Raw genomic sequence first — 21,872 nt, forward strand, 5'->3', positions numbered from 1 at the left:
ACCGGCCCTCGGGTCGCGGGGGATTGGCAGGCATTGGACGGCGTGTGGTGCGCACAGGGGCGGCGGGTCCCGTGGATTGGACGGGTGGGAATGAGCCGGTATCGTTCTCATCCCGTCCGCCTTCCCCGAGGATGCCGTGACCCTGAAACCCGCCCGTGTGTTGCACCTCGTGGGGTTGTTGCTGCTGAGCACGTTCGGTTGCGTGGAGGAGGAGCCCGCCTTCACGGCGCCGCTGGCCGGTGGTGCGCGGCTCGTGGTCGCGCCGCCCCGGTCCCTGGAGGTCATCGAGGTGACGGCCTCGGTGACGCACGCGTCGGGCACCACGGAGACGAAGGCGCTGACGTCCGCGACGGATCCGGATGGCGGCATCGCGTGGTCGGCTGTCGTGAAGCCGGAGTCTCCCGAGGAGGAGCTCCAGCTGGCCGTGACCGCCCGGGATTCCACGGAGGCGGGGATTGCTCCCCTGAGTGTGGATGCCGGGGTGAAGCTGCCGCTGTATGGGGAGGCGCTCCTGGTCCTGGTGCCCCTGCCGGAGTCTGGCGCGCCAGGGCTGGCCAACCATGCGCCTCGCATCCACGCGGTGCGGGCGCAAAGCGGCATCGTGGCTCCTGGCGACACCGTGGCGTTGAGCGCGCAGGTGAGTGACCAGGAGGAGGGGGCGCTGACCTATGAATGGACCGCCTCTGGCGGGGTGCTCGCCTGCGAGGACGCGACCTGTGAATGGACAGCAGCGCGCCCGCCGGTCCCCGATGCTGGCACCGGATACGACCCGACCCTCAAGGATGACGCGTTGATCCTCCTGCGGGTCACGGACGCACAGGGCGCGGAGTCCACGCTCCAGTTCCACATCGGCGTGGGCACCGTGCGCGGGCCCGCGTCGCTGCGGAAGACGTGGTTCAACCGCTCGCCCGTGGCCGCCGTGGCCGGAGAGCCCCAGCGGGTCATGCTGGGCACTCCCTTCCAGGTCCAGGCGACGGTGACGGACGAGGACGGAGACGCGCTCACTTACGCCTGGAGCGCGACGTGCGAAGGCACCTTCGAGGGTGTCACCCGGGCCAATCCCTCCTTCACTCCGACGGCGGCGCCCCTGGACTGCGGCTGTCAGCTGAAGGGCGCCGTGACGGACAGCTTTGGTGGAAGCACGGAGCAGCTCGTGAATCTGTGCGTGCGGGCGGAGGCGCCGCCGATCGTGAAGACCGCGTCGCAGTCCGCCACGAGCGCGCTCGCGGGCGAACGCGTGACGTTCACGGTGGAAGCGATGGATCCGCGCGCCGAGGCGATGACGTTCGCCTGGGCGTCAAACGTGGGCGCGCTCGGCACGCCTGTGGGGACTGGCGCGACGAGCACGGTGGACTGGACGGAGCTCTCCTGCGTGCCGACGGACGTGACGCCCACCGTGGAGCTGGTGGTGACGAACGCCTCGGGCGCGAGCTCGCGGCATTCCTTCCCCGTGACCTGGATGGGCCGTCGCTGCGGCCCGGGAGAGACCGCCTGCGCCATCACCCTGTCGCCCGGACAGGTGACGCTGCGCGAGGACTGCGTGGTGCAGAGCGCGGTGTTCATCCCGGACGGCTTCACGTTCAACGGGGACGGGCGCACGCTGACCGCGTCCGAGGACGGGGCGGGGGACAACTACAAGGGCGCGGTGCTTCGCAACCGGGGCGCGGTGGCGAACGTGCGCGACGTGACGGTGACGGCGCGCAACCTGTCGGACGTGTGTGACGAGGGCGTGGACCGGCTGCGCGGCATCCTGCTGGAGGACGCGAGCAGCACCATCGAGAACACGGCGGTGAAGGACCTGAACCAGGGAGGCAGCAGCGGATGCCAGGAGGGCTTCGCCATCGACGTGCGCAACAGCGCGGCGGGGGCCACGCCGGTGACCTTGGTCATCCGGGACAGCGAGCTGACGGGCTACCAGAAGGTGGGCGTGGCGGTGCAGGGGCGGGTCGAGGTGACGATGGAGGACAACGTCATCGATGGCCTGGCGCCCACCGACCGCATCGCGCGCATCGGCATCCAGCTCGCATACGGCGTCTCCGGGCAGGTGGCGGGGAACCGGGTGCACGGCAATGCGTACCTGTGGGACGGGGACCCGAAGCGTGCGGCCACGGGCTCCGGCATCCTGGTGGTGGGCGGCGAGTACTACGGCCCGAGGCGGGAGCTGTGCCACGACCTGCGCATCGAGGACAACGAACTGGAGGAGAACGACGTCGGCGTCGACCTGTCCCAGGCGGTGGATGATGGCTTCACGCCTCCCGCTGAGCCCCAGAGCATCCAGGTGCTCGGCAACACGCTGACGAAGGCGAAGCTGACCAACACCTCCTACCAGGCCGCCATCTATGACAACGGGACCGCCAACCTCATCAGCCGCAACCGGATCACCGGTGACGGGTACAACGGCGAGGTGTACGAGAACGCCGTCGCCGTGGACGTGGAGACGCAGGGAGCTGGTCGTCAGGTGGGCTTCGTCACTCCGGAGCGGACCCTGGAGGCGGAGACATGCTCGGAGGAGCTGGTGGTGCAGGGCTGGGACCTGATGGGCAACCTGGCCCCGCTGTCCGTGCCGGAGGTGACGCTGGCCGCGTCGGATCCGGGCGCGACCTTCCACCTGCGGTCGGATTGCGCGGATGAGCCCGTGTCGGTGGTGAGCCTCAAGAACGAGCAGCGCGAAGGCATCTTCTACTTCCGCGCCGCGACCGCCGGCCCGCTGACCATCACGGCGACGGGCGACGGCGCGAGCAAGACCCAGGTGCAGACGGTCCGCTGAGCCACGCTGTGCGTGCGCGCGGTGGACCGACAGTCGGTCCAGATGAAGTTCAGAACCGCCGGATGTTCGCCTCGGCGAAGAGGGCGCGGTAGACGAGGGCGCGTGTACGGACGGGCGGTCATTTCCTGGGTGGGGCTCTGCCTCCTGTTGCTGCTTCCCGCGTGCGCGCCGCGAGCCACGAAGCCCGCCGCGCCCACCACGCCTGCCGTGGTGCCCGGAGGCGCCGAGGACCTGGCCCTTCGGTACCTGGAGGCCTGGGCACGCAACGACGTGGCCGCGCAGCGCCAGGGGCTCGTGGACGCGCCCCAGGACTTCGACGCGCAGCACGCGCGCTGGAGGCAGGACCTGGGCGTCATCGCCTCGCGCTTCGACCAGGTGGTGCTCGAGTCCCAGGACGCCACCACGGCGGTGGTGAGGTTCCACGGCGTGCACACGCTGCGCGGACTGGGTGACTGGGAGGTCGAGTCCCGCCTGCGCTTCGTGCTCCGGAGCAAGCGCTGGAGCCTGCGCTGGACGCCGGAGGTGTTCCATCCGGACGCACGGCCCGGAGACCGCTTCGGCCGCACGCGGAGCTGGGGCCCTCGCGCCGGGTTGCTCGATGCGAATGGGGAGCCGCTCACCGTTCCGGGAGAGGTGATTCGCATCGGCGTGATGCCGGGCCGGGTGAAGGACCGCGCGGCCGTGGCCAGCGTGCTCCAGTCGCAGCTCGGCGTGGACCCCGCGAAGGTGCTCGCCGCGCTGAATGCATCGAGCGCGCAACCCGAGCAGTTCCTCGCGTTCATCGACGTGCGCCCGGAGCGCTACCAGCAGCTTCGCCCCGTGCTCGCGCCGGTGCCCGGCATCTTCTTCCGCAAGAAGCCCGCGCGCCTCAGCCCCGCGGAGGGCTTCGCCGCGCACACGCTGGGCCGCGTAGGGGAAATCACGGCGGAGGCGCTCCAGTCGCTGGGCCAGCCCTACCAGCCGGGCGACGTGGTGGGCCTGTCCGGCCTGGAGCGCGCGCAGGAGCGGACGCTGGCGGGACGTCCCTCCGGTGAGGTGCGGCTCCAGCGCCGTGCCGGTGGCGGCGAGCTGCTGTACCGCTTCGACGGAGAGCCGGGCCGCGATGTCCGCACCACGTTGCGCATGGACGTGCAGGATGCGGCGGAGGCGGCGCTCGTGGACGTCACCCAGCCCGCCGCGCTGGTCGCGGTGGACACGAAGACGGGCGAGGTGCTGGCGATGGCCAGCCGGCCGCTCGGGGAGGGGTGGCACCGCGCGCTGATGGGGCGCTATCCCCCGGCCTCCACGTTCAAGCTCGTGACCGCCACGGCGCTGCTCGAAAGCGGCCTGAAGCCGGACTCCCGCGTGGACTGTCCCCTGGAGGTGACGGTGGGCCGCAAGCGCTTCCGCAACTTCGAATCCGAGGTGCTGGGGACCACCACGTTGCGGCGGGCGTTCGCGCTGTCGTGCAACACGACGTTCATCCAGCTCGCGGCGAAGCTGGACCCCCGCGTGCTGGAGGACGCGGCCCGGCGTTTCGGCTTCGGGGTGCCCTACGACGTGGGACTGCCGTCACCGGGCGCCACCTTCCCCCCGCCGAAAGACGACGCCGAGCGTGCGGCGGACGCCATGGGCCAGGGCCGCGTCCTGGTCACGCCGCTGCACATGGCCACCGTCGTGTCGGCGGCGGCCACCGGCGTCTGGCACGCGCCGCGCCTGCTCGCGGACGCGGAGCCCGGCCCGGAGGCGCGGCTGGGCGCGGGCACGACGGCCATGCTCCGCGACCTGATGCGCTCGGTGGTGACGGACGGCACGGCGAAGTCCGCCGCAAGCATGCCGGGCCTCATGGGCAAGACAGGCACGGCGGAGTTCGGCTTGTCCGTGCCGCCCGAAACCCACGCGTGGTTCGTCGGCGTTCGTGACGGCATCGGCTTCGCGGTGTTCGTGGAGGGCGGCGGCGTGGGAGGCCGCGTCGCACTGCCGCTCGCGATCCGCTTCCTCCAGGCGTTGGACGGGGCCTTGGTCCTCTCCTTCAAGAGAGACGACGCCAGCTAGGGCACGGGGCCGTCCCTCCGAGCGCCGCGCCCCTGCTCCGCGCTGGCGGCTGGTCACCCCGGAGGACACTGTCCACGTTGCGAGGATGGGCGCCGAACGCTCGAGCGGCCAGGGCACCAGGCCCGTGGCTCGTCCCCCGCGCCACTCCCGGCGGAGGCCAGCACCGAAGCGCGAAGGGCCACCCGCCTGGAGCGAGCCGGCCGAGTCCCTCCTCGCCCGGCTGGGCAGCACCTCACAGGGACTGACCCCACAGGAAGCCGAGGCGCGGCTCGAGTCCCTGGGCCCCAATGAGCTGGAGTCCCGGCGCCGCCGGCCGCTCCCGCTGGAGCTGCTGCTGCGGCTGGGCAACCCGCTGGTGCTGGTGCTGCTGGTGGCGTGCGGCATCTCGGCCGTCGTCCATGACCTGACCAGCTCCGCCATCATCGCCGTCATCGTGTTGATCAGCGTGACGCTGGACTTCGTCCAGGAGCACCGCGCCAGCAACGCGGCGGAGCGCCTGCGCGGCGCCGTGGCCCTGCGCGCCCGGGTGCTGCGCGACGGCGTGGAGCAGGAGCGGCCCGCCACGGAGCTCGTCCCCGGGGACATGGTCCTGCTGGCCACCGGCAGCCGCGTCCCCGCGGACGCGCGCCTCCTGGAATCACACGCGCTGTCCGTGAACGAGTCGCTGCTCACCGGCGAGCCCTACCCCGTGGAGAAGGCGCCGGGCCTCGCGTCCGCGGACGCACCGCTCGCGGAGGTGGGCAACACCGTCTTCGCCGGCACGTCGGTGCTGGCAGGCACGTGCCGCGCGCTCGTGTTCGCCACCGGCCGCGACACCGAGGTCGGCGGCATCGCCCGGGGCCTGGACGCGCCCGTCGCCTCCACCGCCTTCGAGCGGGACACGCGCCGCTTCTCCGTGATGCTGATGCGGCTCACGGTCCTGATGGTGCTGTTCGTGCTCCTGGTGAACCTGACCCTGGAGCGTCCGCTGCTGGAGTCCTTCCTCTTCGCCATGGCCCTGGCGGTGGGGCTCACGCCGGAGCTGCTGCCCATGGTGGTCTCGGTGACGCTCGCCCGGGGCGCCCTGCGGCTCGCGGACCAGGACGTCATCGTCAAGCGGCTGAGCGCGGTGCACGACCTGGGCTGCATGGACGTGCTGTGCACCGACAAGACGGGCACGCTCACGGAGGCGAACATCCGGCTGGAGCGCACCGAGGACGCCACCTCCCAGCACAGCGAGCGCACCCTCGCGTGGGCCTGCCTCAACAGCCACTTCGCCACCGGCCTGCGCAGCCCCATGGACGAGGCCATCCTGGCCCGGGGCGTGGAGTGCACGCAGGGCTGGCGCAAGCAGGACGAGCTGCCCTTCGACTTCGAGCGCCGCAGCGTGTCCGTGCTGCTGGAGAAGGACGGCCGCCGCGTCCTGGTGGTGAAGGGCGCGCCGGAGGCCCTGCTGTCCCGTTGCGAAGCGTGTGAAGTCCCGGAGGGGCCGCCGCGAGCCCTGGACGTGGCCGCACGGGAGGAGCTGCAAGCCCGCGCCGACGCCCTGGGCGAACAGGGCTTCCGGGTGCTGGGGCTCGCCTGGCGCGACGTCCCGTCCCAGGATGGGCGGCTGTCCCCGGAGGACGAGACGGGACTCGTCTTCGCGGGCTTCGCCTCCTTCCTGGATCCGCCCAAGCAGAGCTCCCGGCCCGCGCTGGCGGCGCTGCGTGAGGCGGGCATCGCGGTGAAGGTGGTGACGGGCGACAACGCGCGGGTGGCGGTGCACGTCTGCCAGGAGCTGGGGCTGGAGGTGCAAGGCGTGCTCACCGGCGCGGAGCTGGCCCTGCTGGACGACCCGGGCCTGCGCGCGCGGGCGGAGGACACCACCGTCTTCGCGCGCGTGTCCCCCTCGCAGAAGAGCCGCATCCTGCGCGCGCTCAGACAGCGCGGCCACGTGGTGGGTTACCTGGGGGACGGCATCAACGACGCGCCGTCGCTGCACGAGGCGGACGTGGGCATCTCCGTCGCGGGCGCGGTGGACGTCGCGCGCGAGGCCGCGGCGCTGCTGCTGTTGCGCCAGGAGCTGGGCGTCCTGCACGAGGGCGTCCTGGAGGGGCGGCGCACCTTCGGCAACGTCATGAAGTACATCCGCATGGGGACCAGCTCCAACTTCGGCAACATGCTGAGCATGGCCCTGGCGTCGCTGGTGCTGCCGTTCCTGCCCATGCTGCCCATCCAGATCCTCCTCAACAACATGCTGTACGACGTGTCGGAGCTGGCCATCCCGCTGGACACGGTGGACTCGGCGCAGCTCTCGCGGCCCACGCGCTGGGACCTGCGCTTCGTGCGCCTCTACATGGCGGTGTTCGGCACGCTCAGCTCGCTCTTCGACGCGGCCACCTTCACGGTGCTGCTGCACGTCTTCCACGCCGGGGCGCCGCTCTTCCAGACGGGCTGGTTCATGGAGTCGCTGACCACGCAGGTGCTGGTCATCTTCATCATCCGCACCCGGGGCGGCGTGGCGCGCAGTCCCCCCGCGCGGCTCCTGGTGCTGTCGTCGCTGGGCGTGGTGGCGGTGGCCTGCGTGCTGCCCTTCACGCCACTGGGGCACTACTTCGGCTTCGTGCCGCCGCCGCCCGCCATCCTCGTATCGCTGGGCGCACTGGTGGCGCTGTACCTGGGCTGCGCGGTGGTGCTCAACCGCTGGTTCTTCCGCCGCTTCGATACCGCCTGAGGATGCAATCGTCCCGCCAACGGGACGTAGGGAGGCTCATGCGTGGGAGAGACCGAATGACCTGGAACCCGTTGCGCCTGCTGGCCGTGGCGCTGTTGTTCATCCCCGTCGCCGCCAGTGCCGCGACGCGACAGCAGGAGCTGGACAAGTTGCTGACGCAGTACCACCAGATGCGCCAGTTCAACGGGGCGGTGCTCGTCGCCAACGAGAAGGGCGTCATCCTGAAGAAGGCCTACGGGCAGGCCAACTTCGAATGGAACGTGCCCAACACGCCGGACACGAAGTTCCGCATCGCCTCCATGACCAAGCAGTTCACCGCCATGGTCATCCTCCAGCTGGTCGCGGAGGGGAAGCTGAAGCTCGACGACACGCTGGTGTCGGCCCTGCCGGACTACCGCAAGGACACGGGCTCGCGCGTCACCCTCACGCACCTGCTCAACCACACGTCCGGCATCCCCAACTACACGAACGCGGCGGACTTCTTCTCCAAGGTGTCTCGCAATCCCTACGCCGTCGCGGACTTCGTGAAGCAGTTCGCCAGCGGTGACCTGGAGTTCGAGCCCGGCTCGAGGTTCGCCTACAGCAACTCCGGCTACTTCCTGCTGGGCGCCATCATCGAACGTGCGACCGGCAAGACGTACGCGCAGGCGGTGCAGGAGCGCATCTTCACGCCGCTGGGCATGAAGGACTCCGGCTACGACGTCTACGCCACGGTGCTGCCCAAGCGGGCCAGCGGCCACCAGCTCACGTCGGACGGCTACATCCACGCCGCCTACATTGACATGTCCCTGGCCCATGCCGCCGGGTCGCTGTACTCGACGGTGGAGGACCTCTACCGCTGGGACCGCGCGCTCTACGAGAACAAGCTCCTGCCGGAGGCCCTCAAGCAGAAGATGTTCACGCCCGGCCTGGAGGACTACGGCTTCGGCCTGACCATGGACCCGCTGCCGTTGAACGACGGCAAGACGGTGCTCGCCACCAATGGCCACAGCGGCGGCATCAACGGGTTCAGCTCGCGCATCTACCGCGTGCCGGTGGGCAAGGAGGTGGTCATCCTCCTGGACAACACGTCGCGCGGCGACAAGCTCAAGGAGCTGGCCGCGGGCCTCTTCAGCGTGCTCCACGGCATCCCGCCCAAGGCGCCCCGGTTGGGCATCCGGGAGATGCTGAGCATGACGGTCAACAATGAGCCCATCGCGAAGACCGTCGCGCGCTACCGCGAGCTGAAGGCCACGAAGCCGGACGCGTATGACTTCTCCGATGATCAGCTCAACAGCCTGGGCTACCAGTTGCTCCGGACGGGCCGCGCGGCGGACTCCATTGAAATCTTCAAGCTCAACGTGGAGATGTTCCCCCAGGTGGGCAATGGCTACGACAGCCTGGGGGAGGCGTACCTCGTGGTTGGCGACAAGGAGCAGGCGCGCGTGAACTACCGCAAGGCGGTGGAACTGGACCCGAAGAACTCCAACGCGGCGGCCGCGCTCCAGAAGTTGGGTGCGCAGCAGTCCGGGCCGCCCGCGACGAAGGCCGTGCCATAGGCGCACCGGATGTGAGCGAATGCGGTCCGCGCCCCGGGCGTTGAGTCCGGGGGGCGGTTCCACGTGGTGCTCACGAAAGGTGCCTGCATGAAGCTCTATTTCAATCCGCGCAGCCGGGCGGTCATTGGCAAGTGGATGCTCGATGAGGCGGGGGTCGAGTACGAAATCGTGCCCATCGACCTGGAGAAGCGGGAGCAGAAGTCGCCCGAGTTCCTCAAGGTGAACCCCGCCGGCAAGCTGCCCGCGCTGGTGGACGGAGAGGCGCGCGTGTTCGAGAACGCGGCCCTCTGTCTCTACGTCGCGGACAAGTACCCGCAGGCGAAGCTGGCGCCCAAGGTGGATGCGCCCGAGCGCGGCCGGTACCTGTCGCTGATGGTGTACTCGACGTCGCAGCTGGAGCCGTCGATGGGCGACCACATGGCCAAGGCCCCCACGCTGCCGCAGCGCGGGTGGACGGAGTACGCGCAGACGCTGGACGCCATGGAGCGTGAGCTGGGGGACGGGCCCTATCTCTTCGGCGACTGGTTCACCGCCGCGGACGTGATGATCGGCTCCATGTTCATCTACCAGCGCATGCAGGGCGGCGCGACGGGGCGGCCGAAGCTGGAGGCCTACGTGGACCGGCTGCAGGCCCGGCCCAAGGGCTTGAAGCTGCGCTGAGCGCTCCGAGCTTCAGGGCGCGGTGAAGCCTCGCGTCAGCCAGTCGATGAAGACGCGCACGCGCGGGGACAGCTGCCGGTTGCGTGGGTACATCAGGGACACGGGCGTGGGCGTCGGTGGGTGCTGGGGCAGCACGGGCACCAGCGTGCCCCGCTCGAAGTCCTCCTCCAGGCGGTAGCGCGGCGCCTGGATGAGGCCCAGACCCAGCCGCGCGGCGGCGACGAAGGTTTCCGCGCCGTTCACGGACATCGTGGTGGGCAGCACGACGTGGCGCACCTCGCTGCCCACCGTGAACTCCAGCGGAATCAGGCTCCCTGTCAGCGACGAACGGAAGCCCACCATGCGGTGCCCGTGCTGGAGTGCCTCGATGCTCGCCGGCACGCCGTGCCGCGCCAGGTAGGCCGGGGACGCGCACGTCACCTCCTCCAGCAGCGCCACCCGGCGGGCCACCATGTCGCTGTCCTTGGGCTCACCCGCGCGCAGCACGCAGTCCACGCCCTCGCGCACCAGGTCCACCAGCCGGTCGCCTTCGCTCATGTAGAGCTCGATGCCCGGGTAGCGCTCCAGGAACTCCGGCAGCCGCGGCAGCACCACCCTGCGCGCCAGCGTCCCCTGCACGTCCACGCGCACCAGCCCCTTCGGCTGGCCCCCCACGAACGCCGCGTCCGCCTCCTCCAGGTCCGCCAGCAGTGACACGCAGCGCTGGTAGTACGCCTCGCCGTCCAACGTGGGGCTCACGTGCCGCGTGGTGCGCTGGAGCAGTCGCACGCCCAGCCGCTCCTCCAACTGCTTCACCGCGTCCGTCACCGACGAGCGCGGCAGGCCCAGGTCCTTCGCGGCCTGCGTGAAGCTCCGGCGCTCCACGATGCGCGTGAAGGCCTTCATGGCGTCGAACCGGTCCATTGTCCGCCCTGTCGAACAGTGATGGCGAAACAAAGCCGATTATCCGTGGCGCGGAAAGGTCCATCTTGTCCTCACCTGACGCCCCAGCGCGGACGTCGGCGGACCCCGGAGGAGAAGACCCATGACGACCCAGACCCAGCAGAAGAAGACGGCCCTCGTGACGGGCGGCTCGCGCGGCATCGGCGCCGCGGTGGCGGAGCGGCTCGCGCGCGACGGCTTCAACGTCATCGTCAACTACGCGGGCAGCCGGGACGCGGCGGAGGCCCTGGTGCGCAGGATTGAAGCAGCGGGGGGCCGGGCCTTGAGCATCCAGGCGGATGTCGCCGACCCCACCGCCTTCCCCCGGATGTTCGACGCGGCGGAAGCAGCGTTCGGTGGCGTGGACGTGCTGGTGAACAACGCTGGCATCGGCAAGTTCATCCGCTTCACGGACTTCGACGACGCGCTGTTTGATCAGCACGTGGCCGTCAACATCAAGGGCACGTTCAACGGCCTGCGTGAAGCCGCGCGCCGCCTGCGCGACGGTGGGCGCGTCATCAACTTCTCCACCAGCGTCATTGGCCTGCGGATGGAGAACTACGGCGTCTACTCGGCCACCAAGGCCGCCGTGGAGACGATGAGCGCCGTCCTGTCCAAGGAGCTGCGCGGCCGGAACATCACCGTCAACTGCGTGGCGCCCGGCCCCACCGCCACCGAGCTCTTCTTCGACGGCAAGTCCCCGGAGCTGGTGGATCGCATGGCGAAGCTGAACCCGCTGGAGCGGCTGGGTACGCCGGAGGACATCGCCGCGTCCGTCGCGTTCCTCGCGGGCCCGGAGGGCGGGTGGATCAACGGGCAGGTCCTCCGCGCCAACGGCGGCATGGTCTGAATCGCGCGGCGGGGGTGAGGGGAAAAAAGGGGCATTTCCGTTGAGTGGGGGCAGGCGCGAAACCGGATGGCCATCACGGCCGCCGGGCGTCACTCCTCGGGAGCACCCCATGTCACCGTCCCCACGCCTCCGTTCCGTGGTCCGGCTCACCGCCGTGGCCTTCACCACCCTGGGCTTCGGCGCGTCCGCGCAGACGTATGCCTTTCCCGGCAACAGCGCGGACCTTCCCGAGGGCAGCCACTGGTGGATCATCAATGACCACGGCGGCACGCATAACCGAGACCTGCACGCCGTGCGCTTCGACGACGACGAGAAGCGCTTCACCCGCGTGAAGATTCCCTTCGCGGACTACGCGGCCGACCCGAAGAACTCCGACTGGGTCATCTACGGGCTGCCCGTTACCGCCATCGCGGATGGCGAGGTGCTCACCTGCTGGCGCAACGCCCCGGAGGGCCTCAAGCCGATGGTGCACGGCGGTGACGACGTGCCCCACCCGGGCCGCACCTCCAACCCGCTGCGCATCCCGCGCTCGGGCAACCACGTGAACATCCGCACGGACGACGGGAAGATCATCCTCTACGCGCACCTGCAGCCCGGGAGCGTCCCGGAGGAGCTCTGCCCCTTCAACAACACCTACGTGGCGGACGCGGAGGACCGCGTGGGGGACCTGCCCCGGGAGGTCATCGTCCCCGCGGCGCAGCGGGTGCGCGTGAAGCGCGGGCAGTTCGTGGGCCGCGTGGGCAGCTCCGGCGCCTCGGCGCATCCCCACCTGCACGTGCACCTGCAGCCCATGACGAGCGAGACGACGGTGGGCACGTCCCTGCCGCTGCCCTACTCGCATGCATGGCGGAAGAGCGGGAATGCGGACCACAACTCGTCGATTGGCTTCGCCCCGATGCAGAACGAGGCGCTGGACCTGTTCCCCTCCGCCATCCACCCGGATCCGCTGCTGCGCCGGGGCGACATCACCGGGGACCCGGCGCTGGAGGTAGCCATGGCGGCCTCGGGCAGCATGGTGGTGACGGCCACGCGGGACGTGACGGGGCGGCTGGCGCTGAACTCGTGGCAGCTGTCGCCGGGCGGCGACTTCACGAAGCTGCATGACGCCTCCGCGGGCGCGGCGACCTCCATCGCCATGGCCCACCCTGGCAGCAGCAGCACGCGCGACGTGGTGACGGCGCTGCGGGACGGGAGCGGGAACCTCAAGCTCATCGCCTGGCGGGTTGCCTCGAACGGCTCCATCGAGCGCAAGGGCGAGGCCGGCGGCGACGCGGACGCGACGGAAATCAACCTGGCCGCTCTCCCGGAGGGGCTGGGCGTGGTGAGCGCCTTCCGCGACTCCACGGGCCACCTGAAGGTCAGCACGTGGGAGACGTCCGCGACGCAGGACACGGTGACCCGCAGGAGCAACGGCTTCGGCGAGGAGGCGACGAAGGTGGCGCTGACGCCCATCCTCAACGGCCGCGTGGACGGGGACGTGAACCGCTTCACCGGCGTCGTCACGGCGGTGCGCACGCCCTCGGGCAACCTGAGCCTGACGGCGTGGGAAATCACCCCGCAGAAGACGCTCATCCAGCGGGGCACCCACCTGGCGGGCGCGGTGACGGACGTGTCCATCAGCACTGTCACCATTGGCAACAGCGTGCGCGACATGGTGGTGGCCAGCGTGCGCCTCACCAACGGCGTGCTGCGCAACATCTCCTTCGACGTCTCGGCGGCCGGACAGTTCGTGCGCCGTGACCACGAGGACGGTGAGGCCATCCTGGAGGTCGGCTCGGCGCGCGTGGGGGCCCAGCACCTGGTGACCCCGGTGCGTGACACCGCGGGCAACCTGCGCGTCTACACCTGGGATGTGGACCTGGAGGGCAAGGTGCACCGCTCCGGCAAGGAGCGCGCGGGCGCCATCGTGTCCGGCATGGCCGCCACCCCTACCACCGTGGGCACCCGCTTCGTCATCACCGCCGTGCGCCTGACGACGGGCACGGGAGGCGGGGACCTGCGGCTGATTGCCTGGGAAGCGAACCTCCGGTAGCGCGAGTGTCGTCCCCAGAGCCCGCGGGCTCTGGGGAATTTTCCCGGATTGCCCGGCTTCTCCTGGCCGCCGATGATGCGTTCGAACGACGCTCGGCGCCCTTTCGCGAGGGGAGGCATCTTGGAGTTGCGGCACGGCCCATGGGCGGGAGCATCCGCGGACGCCGGGTTGGAGACGCTGCGGCGTGACCTGGGCCGGGCGCTGGCGAGCGTCTGTCCCGCGTCGCTCGCGGACCGGCGGGAGGACCTGTTGCAGGTCGCGATGATGAAGGTGGTGGAGCTGCGCGGGCGCACCCAGGGCCAGGCGGAGCTGACCCCCGCGTACCTGTACCGGGTGGCGTACACGACGCTCGTCGACGAGCTTCGCCGGATGGGGGCGCGCAAGGAGGTGGCGTTGGAGGAGGTGGAGCAGGGGCCCGCCCAACCGGTGGCGCCAGGCGACCCGGAGCGAGCGGCGGGGGCCGCGCAGATTGCCCGGGCCGTGCGTGACTGTCTTCAGGGGCTGGTGCAGGACCGCCGCCTCGCCGTGACGCTGCACCTGCAAGGGCACACCGTCCCGGAGGCCGCGGAGCTGCTGGGGTGGGAGGCCAAGCGGACGGAGAACCTCATCTACCGGGGGCTGAGCGCGCTGCGTGCCTGTCTCTCCCTGAAGGGAGTCCAGCCGTGAGCGACCGCCGTCCCGAGGATGACACGCTGGAGGCCGCGGGCGTGGAGCGGCTGCGCACGGCGCTGCGCGAGGATGACGCGGCAGGGGAGCCGGTGGACGCGGACCTCGTCTGGCGCGCGGTGAGGCAGGAATTGCCGGTGGAGGAGCGCCGGGCGGTCATCGAGCGCGTCGCGGCGGATCCCGCGTGGGCGCAAGCCTGGCGGTTGGCGAAGGCGATGTCGCAGGCAGCGGCGGAGGCGGAGCGGGGGGCTCCGGCGGTGGTGAAGGCGGAGGTGCCCGCGACAGCCGTGGAGACTCCCGCGAAGGTGGTGTCTCTGACCGCCCGGCGCTTCTGGCAGGGACGGCAGGCGATGACCGCGATGGCGGCGACGGTGGTGGTCCTGGTGGGCGCGGTCGTGGTGGTGCGGCAGCAGCAGGCGCAAGTGGATCCGACGCTCATCCGTGGCGGCGCGGCGGAGGCCATCACCTCGAGCGTGCCGGAAGCCACCGCGCTTCCCCGCGAGCAGTTCGTGCTCCGCTGGAGCGGAGTGCCCCAGGCAGTGTCCTGGAGCGTGCAGGTGTCGTCGGAGGATTTGAAGGTGTTCCATCGCGCGGAGCGGCTGGGGTCGCGCGAGTACACGGTGCCGCCGGACGTGCTCGCGGAGCTGCCCTCCGGAGCGCGCGTCCTGTGGCAGGTGGAAGCGCTGCTTCCGGATGGAAGCGTCCAGCGCGGCAGTACGTTCATGAACCGGTTGCGGTGAGTGCCGTACCACTTGGGCCAGGCCGGCGGCTCAATGACAAACAGAGGGGGATGTATGAAGACAATCAATGTCGATAGGGAATGGGTGCGCGCGCTGGCGGTGATGGCGCTGCTGTGGGGCGTTTCGGCCGCGGCGCAGGCAGCGCCCCCGCAGGACAGCTGGGTCATCACCACGGATTCGCTGGCGGGGGCCACGCGTGACACGGTGGAGGCCTCCGTGGATGCGTCCGTCCTGCGCAGGGGGGCCCCGGTGCCCATGACCCTGCTCATCCTGGATGAACACGGCGCCGTGCTCGCGAGCGTCACGGGAATCGCGAGCCTGACGGCGCCCCTGTGGGTGAGCGCCAGGGCCCCTTCTTCCGCCGGGGTCCGCGCGCAGCTCATCCTGCCGAAGGACGCCGAGCAGCTCACCGCTGGCGACCTGATCCTCACGCGGGAAGGGCTGGGGGATCCGCCGCCGCCGCCCGGGGAGCTCCACTGCCTGATTCCCCGCGCTGGGGACCCCGGCACAACCATGCCGGAGCCTGTCACGATGGGGAAATGCTGGGTGGAGACCGAGGAGTCCTGAGGTGACCGGAGGGCGGCGACAGCGCGTGGGGTGGCTGGGCGGCTTCACCCTGGGGGTGGGGCTGGCCCTGTGCGCCCCCGCGTGGGCCGCCGTCCCTCCGGAGCCCTCCTCGCTCGCCCGGTGCGAGGAGTCCTTCGACGCCCACCCGGAGGGCTCCGACGCGGCGATGTGCTTCTTCCGGAACGCCCAGGGGCTCCCGGGGCGCGACGAGGCCCGGCGCAGGCTCCAGGGGCTCATCGCGCGGCACCCGGACCGTCCGTGGCTCACGCTGGTGCTCGGGCACATGGAGCTGTTGTCCGAGCCCGCGCTGGCGGAGGCGTCCTACCTCCGCGCGGCGCTCGCGTTCCGCGAGCAGGGGGACGCGGAGGGCGAGGTGCTGGCCGGCATCAATCTGCGCAGCGTGCTGGGGATGCGCGGCCGGACGGAGGAAGCGCACCAGTGGGTCCTGCGGGTGGGCGAGGTGGCCCGGGCCTCCGGGGATCCGAAGCTGGAGGTGCGCGCGCTCATCCTGGAGGCGGCCGAGCTGTCCGACCTGGGCCAGGACCTGGGCCGCGCCTACCGCCTGCTCAAGCGCGCGGAGGCCCTGACGTTCCCGGACGGCACCGACGGCATGAAGAAGCAGCTGCTCAGCCCCCTGGCCACGGTGAGCGTGAACCTGGGGCGCTTCGACGAGGCGCGAGACATCTTCGCGCGGCTCGCGGAGCTGGCGGAGCGAACGAAGGACGCGGGCACGGAGGCGCGCGTCCGCTTCGCGCTCGCGAACCTCGCCTGGCGGCGGCAGGAGGAGCGTCCCGAGCCCGGGGGGCGGCTGGAGCTGTTGCGGCTCGCGCGGGAGGCGCTCGCGAGCGCCGAGCGCGCGGGCAGCAAGGCCTTCGAGGCGATGTCGCTGCGCCTCGTGGCGGAGCTGCTGGGCGACGGGCCGGAGGAGCGGAACGAAGCGGAAGACGCCCTGGGCCGCTGCATCGACATCGCCCGGGAGACGGGCCTGCCCGAGCGGCGCATCTCCTGTCTGTGGACGCGCGCCGAACGCCGCTCGGCGGTGGATGCGGCCGCCGCGTGGCGGGACGTGGACGAGACGCTGGCACTGGCCGCCGAGCACGACAACCCGCTCTACCTCGCCTCCGCGTGGCGAGCGCGGTCGATGGTGGCCTTCCGCACGAGCCCGTTGCCGGAGGCGCTGGGGGAGGCGGAGCGCGCGCTCGCCGCGGTGGAGGTGCTGCGCCAGTGGCAGCGGGATGCCACCAGCCAGGCCGAGCTCTTCTCCAGTTGGGCCAGTGACTATCACCGGCTCGCGGGCCGAACGCTGGAGGCGGGAGAGGCCTCCGCCGTGCCTCCCCGCGAAGCCCTGGAGCGTGCCTTCGCGGTGAGTGAGCGCCTGCGGGCGAGGACGTTGTTCGAGGCGCTGGTGGCCTCGCGCGCGCTCCCGACGCAAGAGGAGCCACCGGAGCAACGGAAGGCGCGGGACGGCGTGCTGCGCGGATTGTCCGCCACCCAGCGGCGGCTCCTGGATCCGGCGCTGTCCGCGTCCGAGCGCACGCGGCTGCTGGGAGAGCTCCAGGAACTGGAGCGCCGCGAGCGCGAGCTGAGACCCGCGACCCAGCGCGCGGAGCTGTCGTTCGCGTCGCTGTCCGCGACCGAGCAGCGCCTGGGCGAGGAGGAGGCCCTGCTCGTCTTCCTCGCGGGCACGGACCACGACCTTCAGGGCGAGCGCGCGGGAGGCGCGTGGGTGCTGGCGGTGACACGCGAAGGCACGCGCGCGTACCGCATCCCTGAGCGCGCACGGCTGCGCCCCATGGTGGCGCTCCTGTCGGGCCTCATCGAGCGCCGTGACGGTTCGGAGGCAGCGGCCGCCGCGGCGCTGTACGCGCAGCTGCTCGCCCCCGCCTTGCGTGAGTTGCCACCCAAGGTGTCGCGCCTGCTGCTGGTGCCGGATGGTCCGCTGCACGACCTGCCCTTCGCCGCGCTGCGGGAGCACGCGGACGCTCCGCCGTTGATGACCCGGTACGAACTGGCGCGGGTGCCCTCCGCGAGCCTGCTCCACCACTGGCGCGAACAGCCCGCACGGCCTCCGGAAGGCGAGGCCCTGGTCCTGGCGGATCCAGACCGGGGTGGCACCCTTCAGGGCACGGCGGTGGCCTCCGCGAGGGGCGGCATGTTCCTGGAGACCGCGAGCCTGGGCGCGCTTCCGGAGGCGCGGCGCGAGGGCCGCACCGTGAGCGAGGCCCTGGAGGACACGGCCGTGAAGCCCCGGCTGCTCATGGGGACGGAGGCGTCCGAGCAGGCCCTCAAGGCGTCCCACTGGGACGCGGTGCGCATCCTCCACGTGGCCGCGCACGCGGTCGTGGACGTCGAGTCCCCCGAGCGCTCCGCCCTGGTGCTGGCCCCGGGCGCGGCGGGGGAGGACGGCCTGCTCCAGCCCCGGGAGATCGCGGAGCTGCGGCTGCGGGACGCGCTGGTGGTGCTCTCCAGCTGCCGGGGAGCTTCCGGCGCGCAGCTCGCGGGCGAAGGCGTGCTGAGCCTCGCGCGGGCCTTCTTCGAGTCGGGAGCGCGAGCCGTGGTGGCCAGCCTGTGGCCCATGCGCGACGCCGAGGCCGCGGAGCTGCTGGAGCGCTACTACCGGCACCTGGCGGCGGGGCAGGGCGCGGCGTCGGCGCTGCGCGAGGCCCAGCGTGAGGCATGGGAGGACGGAGAGCCCGCGGCCATGTGGGCCGGGCTGGGGGTGATGGGGGACGCGGCGCTGGTGCCGGTGCGGCCCGCCGCCGGGGGCATGGGGCGGAGTGTCCTCCTGGGGCTGTCCGCGGGAGCGGGACTGCTGGCGTTGGGGCTGTGGGGTCTCGGGATGCGCCGCGCGCGCCGGAAGCGGGGGAGCGGGCAAGCGTGAATCCAGAGCGGCCGGCAGGGCGTGCGCGGTAGGGTTCCAGGGCGATGAGTGACGCGAGCCGTGAGCCGGCGCCGAAGCTGACCCTCGAGGTGCGGGACCTGCACAAGTCGTTTGGCGGGCAGGCGGCGCTGCGGGGCGTGGACCTGGTGGTGCCGGAGGGCACGACCTGCGTGCTGATGGGCGTGTCCGGTTCCGGCAAGACGGTCCTGATGAAGCACATCATGGGCCTGATGCGGCCGGACCGGGGCGTGGTGCTGGTGGAGGGCGCGGAGGTGGCGAAGATGAACGAGACCGAGCTCAACCAGATGCGCCGCAAGCTGGGCATCCTCTTCCAGGCGAACGCGCTGTTCGACTCGCTGAACGTCTTCGACAACGTGGCGTTCCCGCTGCGCGAGCGCACGAAGATGTCCGAGCCGGACATCACCAAGACGGTGAACGAGACGCTGGGGAAGGTGGGCCTGTCGCACGCGGCCACGCGCTTCCCGGGAGAGCTGTCCGGCGGCATGCAGAAGCGCGTGGGCTTCGCGCGAGCGACCATCCTCCAGCCGAAGATCCTGCTCTACGACGACCCCACGGCGGGCCTGGATCCGCTCACCACGGCGGCGGTGAATGAGATCATCACCACGGGCAAGCAGCAGCTGGGCGCCACGTCGCTGGTGATTACGCCGGACGTGGCCTCCGCCTTCGGAACGGCGGACAACCTGGCGCTGATGCACGAGGGACGCGTGGTGGAGTACGGCCCGCCGGACCACTTCCGTCAGTCGCAGCACCCGGAGGTGAAGGCCTTCCTGCGCAACTGGCTGCGGCGCCGCTCCGCGCAGACCCAGGCGCCCCAGGCCTGACAAGGATTCAGGTAGGCTGCGGTTGCCCGGGGGCCGGCGGGTTCGTGGTGGAAGCAGGAGTCCGCATGTCCCGCGGCAAGCTGCGTCCCATGTTCAAGCGTCTGTGGTTGCTCGCGCCCGTCGCCACGTTGGGGGTGGGGTGTTCCTCGACGTGGGGATGTGATTCGGATGAGAACTGGGAACAGCAGACCTTCTTCCTTCCCGCCACCCTGCGTGACGGAAGCGTCCCCACCCAGGACACCTCCTGTGAGGAGTTATGCGAGGCGCTCGGGGCCAGGCCGCCCTGCGCTCGCGTCCAGGGGCCCCATACGGGGGAGGACGGCGGCTTGCGCGATGAGGTGAGCTGCGAGGCCCGTTTCCTCTGCGAGGGTCGGAGGCCAGAAGGGCTGTGCAGCGACGGCGCGGTGGCGCTGGGGACGACCACGCTGGGATCGCTCTTCGCGAAGATGGCGCACCTGGAGGCCGCGTCCGTGCCGGCCTTCGAAAGGCTCGCGGAAGAATTGGCTGAACACGGCGCGCCGGAGCACCTGGTGCGCGCCGCGAGGCGTTCCGCGAAGGACGAGGTGCGCCACGCGGAAGCGATGGAGTCGCTGGCCCGCCGTCACGGAGCGCCGATGCCGGAGCTGAAGGTGGAGCCCTTCCAGTCCCGGTCACTGGAGGCGCTCGCCATCGAGAACGCGGTGGAGGGCTGCGTGCGGGAGACCTTTGGCGCGCTGCTGGCGGGCTGGCAGGCCCGGAGCGCGGAGGACGCGCAGGTGCGCGAGTCCCTGGGCACCATCGCCCCGGATGAACTGAGGCACGCGGAGCTGTCCTGGGCCATCGACGCGTGGGCGCTGGAGCAACTGTCCCCGGTCGCCCGCGAGCGAGTGGAAGCAGCTCGCCGCGAAGCCTGGCGCGAACTGGAGCGGGACGCCGCGTCCAGCCACCTGCCGGACGAAGTGGCCCGCCACTCAGGGCTGCCCACCGCGGAAGTGGCCCGCAGGCTCGTCAGGGAGCTGGCGTCCGAGCTGATGCCTGGTGTGCTGGCTCGAATTCAATCAATAGATTGATTTTAAATCGCAGTTAGAACCAATCTATTGGTCATGCCTCGCCAGAATCTGACCCACGACACGACGCCATTCGCCGTGGCCCGCTCCATCACCACCCTGGGGCAGAACATTGAGCGCGCACGGACCCGGCGCGGACTCCGGCAGGTGGACCTCGCGAAGAAGACGGGGCTGGCCCTTGGCACGATCCGTCGAATCGAGGAAGGAAGCCCCACCACGGCGCTCAGCGCCTACTTCACGGTTCTCTGGGCGCTGGGGCTTGAGCGCGAGTTCGGCGACCTGGCCTCGCCGGACCGGGATGAAGAGGGCAAGACGTTGGAGTCCGCGCGCCAGCGCGCGCGGGTGGATCTCGTGGCGAAGGGAGGACTCGATGGCGACTTCTGATCCGTCCGGTTGCTACGTGTACCTCCAGCTTCCGGCGTCGCTCGACGTCGTAACCTGCGGACGCTACGTGCAGCAGGAAGGCGTGGGGCAGTTTGTCTACGGCAGGAGCTACCTGGCCAACCCCCGCGCCGTCGCGCTGGATCCATTCGAACTCCCGTTACGCGAAGGCGTCTTCACGACAGCGAAGCTGGGAGGCATCTTCGGTCCGCTGCGAGACGCGTCTCCGGATGCGTGGGGACGCAGGGTCATCGAACGTCAGTTGGGGCGCGGGGACCTGAATGAGGTCGGCTTCCTGCTCAACTCGCCGGAGGACCGCGCGGGTGCACTGTCGTTCGGGGAGAGCACCACGCCGCCCGCTCCCGTTCATCAGTTCAACAAGGTGCTCCAGTTGCGGCAGTTGCTCGAGGAGGCAAGTCGCGTCGAACAGGGACTGCCGCAGTCACCCCAGGTCGACGCGCTGGTGCAGCCCGGCAGCTCCATGGGCGGCGCGCGTCCCAAGAACGTCGTCGAGGACGATGACGGCCTGTGGATCGCCAAGTTCCCATCGAGAAGTGACCGGTGGAACAACGCCGTGGTCGAGCACGGCATGCTGGAGCTCGCACGCGAGTGTGGTCTTCGCGCCGCCTCCGGGAGGCTCATCCGGGTCGCGGGGAATGACGTGCTCCTGGTGCGCCGTTTCGACCGGGAGCGTACCGGTCCGAACTACCTGCGCCACCGGATGGTCAGCGCCTTGACGGTGCTCCGTGCGGATGAAGATCCACGAGCGGATCCTCGCGAGCGCAGGAGCTGGTCATACCTGCTGCTGGCGGATGAATTGAAACGCTGGGTCCGCGACCCGGACGAGGACCTTCGCGAGCTGTTCTCCCGGATGGTGTTCAACGCGCTCATCTCGAACATCGACGACCATCCCCGGAACCATGCGCTCATCGCACCCGACGCCCACTGGAGCCTGTCGCCCGCCTATGACCTGACCCCGGCGCCCCAGGCCAGCACGGAGCGCGACCTGGCGAAGGAGTTGGGAAGCGCCCAGCATCGCCGCGCCAATCGCCGCAACCTCTTGAGCGAATGCGCCCGCTTCCGCCTGTCCAGGAACGAAGCCACCCGGGTCATCGACGCGATGAAGGCCCGCGTGTCGTCCCGTTGGCGCGACGTCGTCAGCCACAGTGGTGGCACCGAAGCGGACCTGAAGGCCATCGAGCGAGCCTTCGACTACGAGGGCTTCGAGTACGGCACGGAACTCTGAGCCAGA

16 protein-coding genes are annotated in these 21,872 nt (G+C 70.7%); 15 read left to right on the forward strand and 1 reads right to left on the reverse strand.

Annotated elements, in window-relative coordinates:
• Nucleotides 1-136 precede the first annotated feature (136 nt).
• The 5 genes from D7Y21_RS13740 to D7Y21_RS13760 all read left to right on the forward strand — a co-directional run bounded on the left by D7Y21_RS13740 (nt 137) and on the right by D7Y21_RS13760 (nt 9,694).
• Nucleotides 137-2,767: a right-handed parallel beta-helix repeat-containing protein gene (locus tag D7Y21_RS13740; protein ID WP_147469276.1), complete on the forward strand. Its 2,631-nt coding sequence runs from the start codon at nt 137-139 to the stop codon at nt 2,765-2,767.
• Between the two features lie 129 nt (nt 2,768-2,896).
• Nucleotides 2,897-4,801 (forward strand): peptidoglycan D,D-transpeptidase FtsI family protein, encoded by a 1,905-nt coding sequence (locus D7Y21_RS13745; RefSeq protein WP_370038566.1) that lies wholly within the window; start codon nt 2,897-2,899, stop codon nt 4,799-4,801.
• Between the two features lie 124 nt (nt 4,802-4,925).
• Nucleotides 4,926-7,496: a magnesium-translocating P-type ATPase gene (gene mgtA, locus D7Y21_RS13750; protein ID WP_233612091.1), complete on the forward strand. Its 2,571-nt coding sequence runs from the start codon at nt 4,926-4,928 to the stop codon at nt 7,494-7,496.
• Between the two features lie 56 nt (nt 7,497-7,552).
• Nucleotides 7,553-9,034, forward strand: a complete 1,482-nt coding sequence (locus D7Y21_RS13755; protein ID WP_120565476.1) for a serine hydrolase — start codon at nt 7,553-7,555, stop codon at nt 9,032-9,034.
• An 87-nt stretch (nt 9,035-9,121) separates the two neighbouring features.
• Nucleotides 9,122-9,694 carry a glutathione S-transferase family protein gene (locus D7Y21_RS13760; protein ID WP_120565475.1) on the forward strand — a complete coding sequence of 191 codons (573 nt, stop codon included), beginning with the start codon at nt 9,122-9,124 and terminating at the stop codon, nt 9,692-9,694.
• A 12-nt stretch (nt 9,695-9,706) separates the two neighbouring features.
• Here the strand turns inward: D7Y21_RS13760 and D7Y21_RS13765 are convergent, their stop codons facing one another.
• The gene (locus D7Y21_RS13765; RefSeq protein ID WP_121713650.1) at nt 9,707-10,597 is read right to left on the reverse strand and encodes a LysR family transcriptional regulator; all 891 of its coding nucleotides are present in this window, start codon (nt 10,595-10,597) and stop codon (nt 9,707-9,709) included.
• A 121-nt stretch (nt 10,598-10,718) separates the two neighbouring features.
• Here D7Y21_RS13765 and D7Y21_RS13770 point away from each other — a divergent pair, with 121 nt between their 5' ends.
• The 10 genes from D7Y21_RS13770 (at nt 10,719) to D7Y21_RS13815 (ending at nt 21,866) form a co-directional block, all read left to right on the forward strand.
• Complete coding sequence (locus D7Y21_RS13770) at nt 10,719-11,465, forward strand: SDR family oxidoreductase (RefSeq protein WP_121713652.1); 747 nt, start codon at nt 10,719-10,721, stop codon at nt 11,463-11,465.
• Nucleotides 11,466-11,574: 109 nt separating this feature from the next.
• Nucleotides 11,575-13,497, forward strand: a complete 1,923-nt coding sequence (locus D7Y21_RS13775) for a M23 family metallopeptidase (protein WP_121713654.1) — start codon at nt 11,575-11,577, stop codon at nt 13,495-13,497.
• 120 nt (nt 13,498-13,617) lie between these two features.
• On the forward strand, nt 13,618-14,163 hold the full coding sequence (locus D7Y21_RS13780; RefSeq protein WP_233612092.1) for an RNA polymerase sigma factor: 546 nt from the start codon (nt 13,618-13,620) through the stop codon (nt 14,161-14,163).
• A complete protein-coding gene (locus tag D7Y21_RS13785) occupies nt 14,160-14,903 on the forward strand; it encodes a hypothetical protein (protein ID WP_121713656.1) in 744 nt (247 codons plus the stop codon). The genes D7Y21_RS13780 and D7Y21_RS13785 overlap by 4 nt, the downstream gene beginning before the upstream one ends.
• 54 nt (nt 14,904-14,957) lie before the next feature.
• A complete protein-coding gene (locus D7Y21_RS13790) occupies nt 14,958-15,470 on the forward strand; it encodes a hypothetical protein (protein ID WP_147469277.1) in 513 nt (170 codons plus the stop codon).
• 1 nt (nt 15,471) lies between these two features.
• The gene (locus tag D7Y21_RS13795; protein WP_121713661.1) at nt 15,472-18,351 is read left to right on the forward strand and encodes a CHAT domain-containing protein; all 2,880 of its coding nucleotides are present in this window, start codon (nt 15,472-15,474) and stop codon (nt 18,349-18,351) included.
• Nucleotides 18,352-18,395: 44 nt separating this feature from the next.
• The gene (locus tag D7Y21_RS13800; protein WP_120565467.1) at nt 18,396-19,193 is read left to right on the forward strand and encodes an ABC transporter ATP-binding protein; all 798 of its coding nucleotides are present in this window, start codon (nt 18,396-18,398) and stop codon (nt 19,191-19,193) included.
• A gap of 65 nt (nt 19,194-19,258) precedes the next feature.
• Nucleotides 19,259-20,242: a hypothetical protein gene (locus D7Y21_RS13805; protein ID WP_121713663.1), complete on the forward strand. Its 984-nt coding sequence runs from the start codon at nt 19,259-19,261 to the stop codon at nt 20,240-20,242.
• 33 nt (nt 20,243-20,275) lie between these two features.
• A complete protein-coding gene (locus D7Y21_RS13810) occupies nt 20,276-20,623 on the forward strand; it encodes a helix-turn-helix domain-containing protein (protein ID WP_120565465.1) in 348 nt (115 codons plus the stop codon).
• Complete coding sequence (locus D7Y21_RS13815; RefSeq protein ID WP_121713665.1) at nt 20,610-21,866, forward strand: type II toxin-antitoxin system HipA family toxin; 1,257 nt, start codon at nt 20,610-20,612, stop codon at nt 21,864-21,866. The genes D7Y21_RS13810 and D7Y21_RS13815 overlap by 14 nt, the downstream gene beginning before the upstream one ends.
• Nucleotides 21,867-21,872: the final 6 nt, after the last annotated feature.

Source organism: Corallococcus sp. AB045 (assembly GCF_003668895.1).
Classification (GTDB): domain Bacteria; phylum Myxococcota; class Myxococcia; order Myxococcales; family Myxococcaceae; genus Corallococcus; species Corallococcus coralloides.

Bases quoted from the DNA above. Each gene is read 5' to 3' on its own strand.
- D7Y21_RS13755 (WP_120565476.1), top strand. From the start codon at position 7,553: ATGACCTGGAACCCGTTGCGCCTGCTGGCCGTGGCGCTGTTGTTCATC.
- D7Y21_RS13760 (WP_120565475.1), top strand. From the start codon at position 9,122: ATGAAGCTCTATTTCAATCCGCGCAGCCGGGCGGTCATTGGCAAGTGG.
- D7Y21_RS13765 (WP_121713650.1), bottom strand. From the start codon at position 10,597: ATGGACCGGTTCGACGCCATGAAGGCCTTCACGCGCATCGTGGAGCGC.
- D7Y21_RS13770 (WP_121713652.1), top strand. From the start codon at position 10,719: ATGACGACCCAGACCCAGCAGAAGAAGACGGCCCTCGTGACGGGCGGC.
- D7Y21_RS13775 (WP_121713654.1), top strand. From the start codon at position 11,575: ATGTCACCGTCCCCACGCCTCCGTTCCGTGGTCCGGCTCACCGCCGTG.
- D7Y21_RS13790 (WP_147469277.1), top strand. From the start codon at position 14,958: ATGAAGACAATCAATGTCGATAGGGAATGGGTGCGCGCGCTGGCGGTG.
- D7Y21_RS13800 (WP_120565467.1), top strand. From the start codon at position 18,396: ATGAGTGACGCGAGCCGTGAGCCGGCGCCGAAGCTGACCCTCGAGGTG.
- D7Y21_RS13805 (WP_121713663.1), top strand. From the start codon at position 19,259: ATGTCCCGCGGCAAGCTGCGTCCCATGTTCAAGCGTCTGTGGTTGCTC.
- D7Y21_RS13810 (WP_120565465.1), top strand. From the start codon at position 20,276: ATGCCTCGCCAGAATCTGACCCACGACACGACGCCATTCGCCGTGGCC.
- D7Y21_RS13815 (WP_121713665.1), top strand. From the start codon at position 20,610: ATGGCGACTTCTGATCCGTCCGGTTGCTACGTGTACCTCCAGCTTCCG.